Raw genomic sequence first — 10,563 nt, forward strand, 5'->3', positions numbered from 1 at the left:
GCGGGTTCCAACATGTTTTGGCCGCCTCGATCACCGAAGCTGCCACCGACCGTGGCAATCTGGCCGACGCCCCACCAATGACGAAGTTCGCCAATGGTGTCGATCAAGATGACTTCTTCTGATTCCCATTGGTCAGCGTATTGGCTGTCATTGCTGCTGCGGCGAACGGCTGACAAACCTTGCGATTGAATCAGTGAGGCAACTTCTTCGAAGCGTTCGACGTGGCGGGGAACCAAGATCAAACGAAGTTCCGGATGTTTGGATCGAAGGCTTTGATAGACACGCAGTGCCATCGCTTCTTCACCAGCCTGCGTGCTGCCAAAGCACCAAACTCGGTGCCACGGATCGATACCCGACCAGTTGATTCGTTCGTTGACTTCAGTCGTGTCTCGCGAGCGAGGTGCGTTGTCAAACTTCAACGAACCGGTGACCGTGACGTTTTCCGGTGCGACTCCGCAATCAACAAAACGTTCCGCTGCGAGTGCGTCTTGGCAGCCAACGGCATCCAATCGCTCAAACGTGGGACGCAGGACTTTGGCAAATTGCTGATAGCGTGCAGCGCTCGTTTGGCTGAGCCGACCATTGATGACTCGAACGGAACAGTTCGCATCCTGGGCACAGCGAATTAAGTTTGGCCACAGTTCGAGTTCCGCCAGAACCAATTGCTCGCATCGCAGATTTTTCAGCGTGCGGCGAACAGCCCAGGAGAAATCGAGCGGGCAAAAGAAAACACGTTCATCACCGAAGTGTTTTCGAGCGAGGTCGAATCCGGTGTCGGTGGAGGAACTGATCGCCAGTGCGATTTCGGGATGCTGCTTCTCCAGTCGGCGAACCAATTCGGGAAGCAGATTGACTTCGCCGACGCTGACCGCGTGCAACCAAATCGTTCGCTCAGCATCGCCCCGGATTTTGGCCGCTTGTTCGGATGACAGGCCCAACAGCTTTTGACCGATACCACGGCGATAGCGACCATGGCGAATCATCCGGTGCAGCACCAACGGCGAGACCGCGGTCAGTGCTGCGGCGTAGGCGATGTTGAGCCACATGATTGCCTTCCTTGGCGGGGCGTGGAACTTTGGGGCCGGGTGTTTAAGCGGAACGGCGCGAGCCGTCCCGAGTTTGAGTGGTTCACATCAAACGAGCTTGAGAATCATAACCCGACGCGTGAGCGAGGGACCACGTCGAATCCCTTTCACAGGCTGGAAGCCTATGCCACATTCTTGATCAGCCGTCGCGACGCATGCAGCAGCTCTTGTACTTCTTGCCGCTGCCGCAGGGGCACGGTGCGTTGCGACCAATTCGAGGCTCTTCGACTCGGACGGTGTCAACGCTGCCTTCGGCTCGTCCTTCGCTTCCCGCGGCGGCACGTTGAGCGGCGGTGTTGGACTCCATTTGCGCAGCTTGTTGGGCCGATCGGCCTGCTTCGTGGGCATCGTCATGGCGAGTTCTCGCGTCGACCCACGTGCTGCGAATGAAGTCATCGTTAAAAGACTCCATGCGGAAGATCAGGTCGGTCACGCGTTCGCCGATCGAATCCCACATGGATTCAAACAGACGCATGCCTTCGCGTTTGTATTCGACCTTGGGGTCCATTTGAGCGTAGCCCTTTAGGCCGACGCTGCTTCGCAAATGGTCCATCGTCAGCAAGTGGTTCTTCCACGAGTCGTCGACGATGTTCAGCAGGATCTGCCGTTCCATCCGACGCATCTCGGGGTGGAATTTGTCGTCGACGGCACCGTTGACGGCCAAAGTCAGCTCGGCGCGGTTCATTCGCGAGAGGTCTTCGGAGGTGTTTCGGTTGCCGAGTTCTTCTTGCAACCAAGTCGCCAAGGCTTCCAGTTTGCCAGATTGTCCGCTGGCGAGTGAGGCCGTTACATCAGCGTCCGCTTTGCCGAATAGATCTTCGACTTTTTCGGCCGCTTGAGCGTGCATTCCACCGGAGGCACTGGCGGTTTGCTTGCTGTACTGGATCAATTGAACCTTCAGGTCGTCGCGGTTCAGTTTGACCTCATCGACGCTGAGTTCATGGTTGAAACGACCGTGGACCCAATCGACCAAACCTTCACGGTCCAGCGAGACTTGGGCACCTTGCTTGTCGGTGAATCGCGAGATGCCGGTCAGGACCGGGTACTCGGCTTCTTTCTCGGTGTAAGCCGCTTCAGCGCGTCGATTGAGTTCCTCGGTGACCTTGCGACGATCTTCGACATCGCGGAATTCTTCCGGAGTGGTTTCGATTCCGAACTTGTGACGCATCCAGGCACACAGGACTCGAAGACCATAGTCGGCCTCCAGCAATGGTTCGCCTTCGCTCAGATCCGTCTCTTCGATTTGCTTGTGCGCGTGAGCGATCAACTCGTCGATCATCTCTTCGCGATCTTTGTTCTTCAGCTGGTGGTCTTGGTAATTCGTGCCCAAGTGAGTATTGGCCCAAGTCGCCATGGCCTTCCAGTTCCACTCGTCTTCCATCGTTTCGGGAAGGTTCTCTTCGACCGCTTCGGCGACGGTGACTTCGGAGGCACGTTCGGCTTGATCCTTCGCGTAAGTATCCGCCATTTCGAAATCCATGTTCTGGAAATCGCGTGCGTCCAATTGGCAGCCCAACTTCCCGCCGGCGAAGGTCGAGAACGTGTCGACGCCATAGTTTGGATCGAGGAACGTTTCGACTTGCGATTGAATTTCGTTGTGGATCAACGTCAGCAGCATCTCGCGAGAGCTGTGCCCGTCGAGCAGGTTTTGGCGATAGCGGTAAACGCGTTTGCGTTGTTCGTCCATCACTTCGTCGTACTCGAGCAGACTCTTTCGAATTTCGAAGTTGCGTTCTTCGACCTTCTTCTGAGCCGCGGCGATTCGGCGAGTGACGAGGGATGATTCGATGGCTTCGCCTTCTTTCATGCCCATGCGTTCCATCATGCTTTTGACGAAGTCGCCAGCAAAGATCCGCATCAAGTCGTCTTCGAGTGATAAGAAGAATCGGCTGCCGCCGGGGTCGCCTTGACGACCGCAACGACCGCGAAGCTGCAAGTCAATTCGGCGTGATTCGTGTCGTTCGGTTCCGAGCACATACAGACCGCCGATTTCGCGAACGATCTTGCCTTCGGCACTCATGTTTTCGCGTTGGTCGATTTCGTCGACGAGAGCTTTCCACTCGGCGTCCGGCACTTCCAAACGCGTTGGGTATTTGTGTTGCAGTTGTGCCCAGGCGAGTGTTTCGGGGTTACCGCCCAGGATAATGTCGGTACCACGACCGGCCATGTTCGTTGCGATCGTGACCGCGCCGATGCGACCGGCTTGCGAAACGATGTCCGCTTCTCGGCCGTGTTGCTTCGCGTTCAGGACGTCGTGTTTGATGCCGCGGCGTTCCAAAAGTGCGGACAAGCGTTCGCTCTTTTCGATGCTGACCGTACCGACCAGAACCGGACGACCAGCACGCTCAATCGCAACGATCTTTTCGCGAGAGAAGGATTCGGTTTGCTTTTCGCCTTTGGGAAGCAGTTCAATAACTGAATCGGTTTCGGATTTGATGTTACCCCAAATCTCGGTGCCGTCTTTCAGAACCAGCACGTCCCATTTGTGGGTTCGTTCGACGTCGTCGGCGATCGCTTTGAACTTGTCCTTTTCGGTCAAGTAAATCAAATCGGGATGCTCGATCCGTTGCAATCCACGGTGCGTTGGAATGGCGACAACGTCGAGTTTGTAGATCTTCCAGAATTCGTCAGCTTCGGTCATAGCCGTGCCGGTCATCCCGGACAGCTTCTTGTACATCTTGAAGATGTTCTGCAGCGAAGCGGTGGCGAACGTTTGCGTTTCTTGCTTGATCGGCACGCCTTCTTTGGCTTCGACGGCTTGGTGCAAACCATCGCTCCACTGGCGTCCGTCCATCAGACGACCGGTGAACTCATCGACGATGACAACCTGTTTGTCTTTGACGACGTAGTTGACGTCCAACTTGTACAGGTAGTGTGCTTTCAACGCGTTGTCGATCAGGTGCGGCCATTCCATGTTGCCTGCGGTGTAGAAGCTTTCGACACCGGCCAATTCTTCCGCAGCACGGACGCCTTCATCAGTCAACGTGACGTTGTGTTGTTTTTCGTCGACGGTGAAGTGCTCTTCTTTCTTCAGTTGTCGAGCGACACGATCGGCTTCGCCATAACGACCCAAATCCAAGTCGGCGGGTCCGCTGATGATCAGAGGTGTCCGAGCTTCATCGATCAGAATATTGTCAACTTCGTCAATGATGGCGTAGTTCAGCGGGCCTTGGCATTGTTGCACTTCGCTGGGGAAACGGTCGTCGCCCTTGGCCGCGGGACGCATGTTGTCGCGCAGGTAATCGAAACCGAATTCGTTGTTGGTTCCGTAAGTGATGTCGCACTGGTAAGCGGCTTGTTTCTCACTGGTCGACATGCCGGACTGGATCGCGTCGACGGTCAGGCCGAGGTTCATGTACAGCGGCGCCATCCACTCCATGTCACGACGGGCCAAGTAATCGTTGACCGTGATGACGTGAACGCCTTTGGCTTCCAGAGCGTTCAGGTAGGCGGGCAAGGTCGCGACCAGGGTTTTACCTTCCCCGGTGACCATTTCGCCGATCGCGCCCGAGTGCAGCACCATGCCCCCGATCAACTGAACGTCGTAGTGACGCATTCCGAGGAATCGCTTGCCGCCTTCGCGACAGACGGCGAATGCCTCTTCCATGATGTCGTCAAGCGTTTCGCCTTCACGAAGTCGCTTGCGGAACAAGACAGTTTGATCGCGAAGTTCTTCGTCGGACATCGCCGCGAACTTCGGTTCCATCGCCGTGATTCGGTCGGCGGATTCCTGCAGTTTCGCAACTTGTCGGGCATTGGCGGAGCCAAACACGCTGGTGGCCAGGCTGCCAACACGTTCGAACGTGCTACCGAAGACGAGGCCAAGGAGGTCCCAAAGACGTTCCAGGATGGACATAAAAGATCAAATCAGTGCGATTGGGGGTGTGAAAGCGTGCGGCTTGCGTAAACCATGCCAACTTCCAACGTTACGGGTTCAGGGAAATTGGGTCAACTGCGATCGGATCTCGTTCGCGTTGGCTACTACGGACCCAATTGCCCGACGGGTCCGGTGGCGAAGAATCCTGGTCGCCGGCAAAGTTTTCGTGCAAAGGCTGGATCTCTCGGAGCAGCTGTTCGGCCAGCGTTTCCATGGCGAAGCGTTCGCTGGCGTGGTGTCCGACCAAAGCCATCGTTAATCCCGTGTTTTCCGCTTCCAAACACGTGTGCAGCGTGGCTTCGCCGGTCAACAGAACGTCACATCCCTTTCGGCGGGCGGCACCAACGAACGAGCCTCCACTGCCGCACCCGATGGCAACTCGCCGGATTGAGCGGTCAAAATCGCCCACCAAGCGGGGCCGCGTGGAGCCGCATGATTTTGCAGCAAAGCTCAAAAACTCTCGCGCCGTCATCGGCTCAGGAAGCTCGCCGTAGCGGCCCGAACCGACCGTTGAGTCCTCCAGCGACGGAGTCAGGGGTTTGATCGAGGTCAGATCAAGACGGTTTGCCCACTGTTCATTGATGCCCAAACGAGCTGAATCGTAGGCGGTGTGGGCACTGTAAACCGCGATTCCGGCTCGACACAGGTTCCAAACCATCGCGGAGGCGGCTGAATCGGTTGTGATCCGAGCCATCGGTTTGAATGGCAACGGGTGATGGGCGACGATCAAATTCGCAGCCAACTCGGTCGCTTCTTCGACAACTGCCGGAGTGATTGTCAAACAGGTCAGGATCCGGTGGGCTTCCGCCGAGCGGTCCCCCAACAGCAGACCAACGTTGTCCCATTCTTCCGCCAGCTTCAATGGAGCGATGGCGGAAAGAGATTGGCAAATGGATTCGATGGTGGGAGACACTGGATTCGCGACCGTTTGGAGGAAAGGTGCTCGGGGGAACACACTTTACGGACGACGAATCATTGTGGGAACAACGAATCCGGGCTTGAGAGGGCACGCGTTTGGAACCGACGTGCCTCTTAATTCAGAAATTGTCCCGAATCAGAATCCGCTGAATGGATCGTCATCGCCCGCAGGAGCAAACGGGTCGGAGTCTCCAGCGGGCGCGAATGGGTCAGCTGGTGTGTCGCCAGCGTCAAACGGGCTGGCACCACCATCGGCGGGAGCAGCGGACGCGTCGGCGGGGGCAGCTTCGGTGGCCAATGGATTGTCCATTGCACCTTCGAAAGCATCGTTGGATTCGACCACAGCGTCTTCAGCGGCCAAATCGTCCGCGAATGGGTTGTCATCCGAAGCGGGAGCCGGTGGGGGAGTGGCTCCACGTTGCATTGCCGGAGCTCGCGAAGGAGCGGAAGGTTGGCCCTGAGCGGCGGGCTGGCCTTGGGCGGAAAGCTCATTCGAACGGATTTGTGAGCGAGCGGCGCCGGTCGCAAGTGCTTGCAAACGAGCCTTTTCGCGAATGAGTTCGAGTTTCAGACGCTGCGAGCCTTGGATGCGAGAGAGTGCGCGACCGATCGATCGTGAATCTCCACCGCGGGCTTCCAGCTCGGCACCGGTTTGCCAGTCGCCTTCGGCGTAACCCATTCCGCTGGCGTTGGCGGCCAGACCACGGAAGTAATAAGCCCGCGGGTCACGGATGTTGTTATCGATCGCCATCGAAAGCAATTCGTAAGCCTGGCTGTAGTTTCCAGCGTTGTAGGCGTGAACACCGCGACCGTAGATTTCTGCCAGAACAGCAGCTTGAGCGGTGGCGGTATTGGTCTGAGTGGCGGTCAAAAAGCCAATCGCCAAAGCGAAAAGGAGAAGTGGCGAGGCAAAGCGAATCTTCATCGCGACGGGGACCCTGTACGAAAGGCGGATAGATCAACAACAGTCCGTTGCAGCTTAATTGTCTGGCCCGGGGGAATCAAACAAAACGTTGGCGCGTCTGACTCAAAGTGGAGATGTCGCCGCCAATTGTCACGGGTAAGAGCCCCGTGCGGTCGTCCCAGGTTGCTACAATTCGGAATGCGAATTTTTTTGGACCGGTTCTCTCGTTCACACGAAGTCCTAACGATGCGAATCCAAAATCCCACCCGTCGACCTCTGAAGATGGTGTTTTGCTCCCTGGTGGGGAGCGTGCTGGTCGTCCCGCTGGCGGGTGTTGTTGGGCCCGGCGGGGGATCGTTGGTTAGCAACACGGCGATGGCCGATAGCGAATGGCTTCGCACCGTCCCCGTTGTTGATGAGGACGAAATCGCTGAACTGATCGAGGGATTGGGATCTCAAAGTTACGCGACTCGTGTGCGTTGCCGTCAACGATTGTCGAGAATCGGTTTGGCCGCTTTTGACGCGTTGCGAGAGGCCCGCGACCATCCCGACAACGAAATTGCGATTGTGGCTCGCAAGTTGACCAGCGGTGTCGAGGTGCCTTGGGCGGTCAGCACGGACTCGCCGATCGTTCAAGAGATTCTCAACGAATATGGTTCCCGTTCCGTCTTGGCTCGCCGGCAACGCATCGGACGATTGGCGGCGCTTCCAACGATGGAGGCTTTCCCGGCGCTGGTGCGTTTGACTCGTTATGAAGCCGAACCCGCGCTCAGCCGTTTTGCTGCGATGGCTTTGTTGGCACAACCCGTTCGGGCAACCAAAGAGTTGCGTTCCGAATGGAGCACCGCGGATGCAGACGCCAGCGCTTCTGGCTCACGCGACGATTGGTTGGGACTGAGTACCCACGATCGATCGCTGATGGTGATGCACTTGCAACAAGTCTTTGCCAAAGACACCGAGTTCAGCGGTCAGTGGATGATCCAGTACGCAAGCGAGTTGGAATCAGGACGCTTCGAACCCGAAGGCTGGACCGAGCTGATCGAAGCGATGGAATCCAGTTGGGACATCGATGACGGTGCGTCGGAACAAGACGTCGCTCGAGGTGGGATTGCCCCCGGAGCGACCATCAGTGGCGACGAGATGTTTCGACTGACTTGGTTGAATGCGGAAAGAGCTCGCGTGCTGGGGCAGGCTGACGACGCCTCACGATTTTTCACGCGGCACATCGATGTCATTCCGCCACGCACACGAGAGTTGACCGATGCGGCGTTGTGGGCGATCGATCACCGATTGTTCGATGTCATCACAGCGGCTCATGCAAAGCATCAATCGTTGTTTGAGAAGTCACCCTCGTTGATGTACGCATCCGCCGAGGCGTTGCTGGAATCGGGGCAACCGGAATTGGCTGCCGAACGAACCGAACAGGCGTTGGCGTTGAATCCGGTGGTCAATTCAGAGGACCCGGAAGAACCACAGTTGCATCCCGTTCTGCTCGAAAGTCACGCCGAGGCTCATTTGCGCATCGCGGCGGATTTGATTGATCGTGGATTGTCGGATTGGGCTGAGGCTGAGTACCGCAAACTGATCGATGAATTGCCTCTGCACAACGTGGAGTCCGCGATAGCTCGTCGGGAGTTGGCCGAGCACCTCGCGGAGTTGCAGCAGCCCGCTGAGGTGGTGGCTCTGTTGCAACCTCTCGTGGATCGGATGGAGAAAGATGACGACTTCCGCCACAAGTTGACGGCTCATGATTTTCAGTATCAGTCGCTTCGCAGTCACTTGGATTTTCAGGCGGGACTGGATTTGGCGAACAAAGATGACCAAGCCGCCGCCAGCGAACGAATGCAAAATGCATTCTCAATGAACCCAGAGAACATCGATATTTTGATCGCGATGTATCGCTTGGATTGGAATGAGGAATGGAAAGCCGATGTGGTCGGCCAGATTGAATCGGTGTTGGCTGAAATCGACGAAGACATCGAAGAGACGCGACAAACGTTTCGTGAAACCGGCAACGGTCGTCCGGGACGCCAAACCGCGATTCGCGAAATGCTGCTGGCGAACTTCTACAACCAATACGCTTGGTTGGTGAGCAACACCGAAGGCGACTTCGATAAAGCTCTCAAACGCAGTATCGAGTCGTTGGAGATGAGCCCCGGCAGCGACGCGTTGTTGGATACCTGCGGTCGTTGCTACTACGCGGTGGGGAATCTGCCCGCCGCGATTGTGACTCAGCGAAAGGCGGTCGAGTTGACTCCGAACTCTCCTCCGCTTCGGCGTCAGTTGAAGATGTTCGAGAATGCGTGGTTGGATGCGAACCCGGGCATGACGCTGAAGGAGCTTCCCGAGGTCAAACTTCCGATCACAAAAGCGTCGCCTCAGGAGCTGACCGACCGGCAACGCCGACTCGGTGTGATGCCTCCCGATGGACCGTTGAGTTTTTTGGAGAATTGAGCGACGTTGGCTCAAGTCTGTCCGCTTCTCCGTCGCGAATCTCTGTCGCGGTCGAGTGAATCCGCTCGCGACCAAGTGATTCGTTGACGAACACGATCCGGTGATTCGATTGGCCGGCGTTGAGCTCTCTCGCGTGGCAACCGGTCATGCAGCGTTGATGAGGTTTTCTGGCCGCATTGGCGTGTGTTTTTTGAGAATTTGTCTTCAACCAAATCTTCGATTTTCGGCCGAATGTGAAGTTTGGCAAACCTTGCGGCGCGGTCTTTCACTGATCAAGCGACCTTGCGGCGATGTCCGATGGTAACCCTCGTACCGGTCACTCCGCTTGCTTCCGTTTTGTCGGATCAGGTGAGTGACATCATAGGGGCGACGCTCTGTTTTTGGCGGCGTGTTGTTCCGGTTGTTTCAATGACTTCCGCTTGATTGCGTGAGTGCGGGGATTGCATGCGTTGGTTTCTAAAACATTCGCCTACACGTCACGGCGTGTCGGCGCATCGTTCCCCATCCATGGGTGTGTTGCTGTCGATGGGGTTGCTGGCGGGATTGACCGTTGGTACCGGCGGCGATGAATCGGTGCGAGCCGATGATTTGCAAAGCGTAACGGCGACCAGCTTCCGCAGCAGCGAAGCCAGTATGCGTGACACTCGATCGACCGGTCGGTCATCGCGTTCGTTGCGTGAAACGCCCACGGTGGCCGCGATTCGTCGTGCGTCACCATCGGTGGTGAACTTGCACGGTCAAAAGACGATCCGAACCACCGCGGCCAGCATGGCCGGTGGAGCACCGGATTCGTTCCGTCAAGTCAACGGGATGGGAACGGGGGTCGTCATCGATCCTCGCGGTTATGTGATCACGAACTACCACGTGGTCGAAGACGTCAACGAACTGAACGTGACGTTGCACAACGGCGAAGCCACCCGAGCGGACTTGATCGCATCGGATCCACAGAGCGATTTGGCGTTGGTGAAATTGCGTGGCCAAGGCCCGTTCCCGACCATTCCTCGTGGACACAGTGACGATTTGATGATCGGTGAAACGGTCATCGCCATCGGCAACGCGTTTGGTTATGTCCACACCAGCACCGAAGGCATCATCAGTGCTCTGCACCGTGACGTGCCGGTCAATGAGACTCAACAGTATCGCGATCTGATTCAAACCAGTGCCGGTATCAATCCCGGAAACTCCGGCGGTCCGTTATTGAACATCGACGGCGAAATGATCGGCGTCAACGTTGCCGTTCGCGTTGGTGCCCAACAGATCGCGTTTGCGATTCCAATCGATCAAGTTCTCGAAACCGTCACCGAGATGATCAACCGCCACAACAA

The 10,563-nt window shown here is 56.7% G+C and carries 6 protein-coding genes; 2 read left to right on the top strand and 4 right to left on the bottom strand.

What is annotated here, in order from left to right:
- The 4 genes from B2R17_RS09335 to B2R17_RS09350 all read right to left on the bottom strand — a co-directional run.
- A partial coding sequence (locus B2R17_RS09335) for a 3-deoxy-D-manno-octulosonic acid transferase (protein ID WP_286763781.1) occupies positions 1-1,046 on the bottom strand: 1,046 nt, incomplete at its 3' end.
- 178 nt (positions 1,047-1,224) lie between these two features.
- On the bottom strand, positions 1,225-4,941 hold the full coding sequence (gene secA / locus B2R17_RS09340; protein ID WP_286763782.1) for a preprotein translocase subunit SecA: 3,717 nt from the start codon (positions 4,939-4,941) through the stop codon (positions 1,225-1,227).
- 70 nt (positions 4,942-5,011) lie between these two features.
- Positions 5,012-5,875 carry a Nif3-like dinuclear metal center hexameric protein gene (locus B2R17_RS09345; protein WP_008653749.1) on the bottom strand — a complete coding sequence of 288 codons (864 nt, stop codon included), beginning with the start codon at positions 5,873-5,875 and terminating at the stop codon, positions 5,012-5,014.
- A gap of 141 nt (positions 5,876-6,016) precedes the next feature.
- Positions 6,017-6,805 carry a hypothetical protein gene (locus tag B2R17_RS09350; protein WP_286763783.1) on the bottom strand — a complete coding sequence of 263 codons (789 nt, stop codon included), beginning with the start codon at positions 6,803-6,805 and terminating at the stop codon, positions 6,017-6,019.
- A 225-nt stretch (positions 6,806-7,030) separates the two neighbouring features.
- Here B2R17_RS09350 and B2R17_RS09355 point away from each other — a divergent pair, with 225 nt between their 5' ends.
- Complete coding sequence (locus B2R17_RS09355; protein WP_286763784.1) at positions 7,031-9,238, top strand: tetratricopeptide repeat protein; 2,208 nt, start codon at positions 7,031-7,033, stop codon at positions 9,236-9,238.
- Positions 9,239-9,745: 507 nt separating this feature from the next.
- Positions 9,746-10,563, top strand: an 818-nt coding sequence (locus B2R17_RS09360) for a S1C family serine protease (protein ID WP_286763797.1), incomplete at its 3' end; no start/stop codon positions are given.

Origin of the sequence: Rhodopirellula sp. UBA1907, assembly GCF_002337565.1 — a bacterium.
Taxonomy (GTDB): domain Bacteria; phylum Planctomycetota; class Planctomycetia; order Pirellulales; family Pirellulaceae; genus Rhodopirellula; species Rhodopirellula europaea.